2 protein-coding genes are annotated in these 1054 nt (G+C 41.0%); both read left to right on the top strand.

The window, feature by feature from the left end:
• Nucleotides 1–158 precede the first annotated feature (158 nt).
• Entirely contained in the window at nt 159–800 is a 642-nt protein-coding gene (locus BLV86_RS17490; RefSeq protein ID WP_090820145.1) for a GyrI-like domain-containing protein, read from the top strand.
• A 22-nt stretch (nt 801–822) separates the two neighbouring features.
• Nucleotides 823–1054: HD domain-containing protein (locus BLV86_RS17485; protein WP_139297976.1), on the top strand; the 232-nt coding region annotated here is incomplete at its 3' end.

The following is a 1054-nucleotide window of genomic DNA, read 5'->3' as shown; positions in this document are numbered from 1 at the left end:
CATGATGCGACCCCACGGAAGTTACACCGACAAAATGTAGGAGTTATTGCAACGAACTACAGGGGAGTCGCAAGCCACGTACCTTTAGGTGCGTGGTAGTTGACAAGTGGGAGCCTGACAAAGATCGAATAACTTAAAATATATGGAAGGAATAAACCATGGCATTCGATTTCAAGAAGAAATATAAAGAGTTTTACATGCCAAAAAATAAACCGGAGATTGTGAACGTGCCTGAAGCAAACTACGTTGCAGTAAGGGGGAAAGGCGATCCTAACGAAGAAGATGGTGACTATCAGAAAGCAATAAATGTTCTCTATGCTGTCGCATATACGCTTAAAATGAGCTATAAGACAGATCATCAAATTGAAGGATTCTTTGAATATGTCGTGCCTCCCCTGGAAGGTTTCTGGTGGCAGGATAATGTTGAAGGTGTAGATTACTCGGATAAATCCACATTCAACTGGATATCTGTTATAAGATTACCGGATTTCATTACAGAAAAAGATTTTAAATGGGCAGTTGAAACAGCTGAAAAAAAGAAAAAACTTGACTGTTCCAAAGCTGAATTCATGACAATAGATGAGGGGCTTTGCGTCCAGATAATGCATTCAGGTTCGTTTGAAGATGAGCCGGCTACCGTTTCACTTATGGATTCATATTTGACTGAAAATGGCTATATAAATGATCTTTCGGCTGCCCGGCTTCATCATGAGATTTACCTGTCGGATGCAAGAAAGGTTGCTCCGGAAAAGTGGAAGACAGTTATAAGACATCCAATCAGGAAGTCTGAGAGAAAATAGATGAACAGGAAAGGGATACGCTATGAGCAGATTAAAAGAACTAAGAAAATACATTGATAAGAAGCTTAACAAGATGGAAGATGAGGATAAAAGAACCGGTGCTATTGCCCATCTTTATGGAGTGTCACTGGCAGCTCAAATGATAGCGAAGAAAAGGAATCTTGATCCTGAACTTGCGGCAATGGCTGCAATGCTTCACGACATGCACGCTTATAAGACCGGATCTTATGATGATCATGCGCATCTTGGCGCAG

The sequence above is a fragment of the Oribacterium sp. KHPX15 genome (assembly GCF_900107835.1).
Classification (GTDB): Bacteria; Bacillota; Clostridia; order Lachnospirales; family Lachnospiraceae; genus Oribacterium.
Note: the sequence above shows the minus strand (reverse complement) of the source record. Positions and strands in the feature narration are given on the sequence as shown.

Coding starts and splice junctions, on each gene's coding strand:
- BLV86_RS17490 (WP_090820145.1), top strand. CDS start 159: ATGGCATTCGATTTCAAGAAGAAATATAAAGAGTTTTACATGCCAAAA.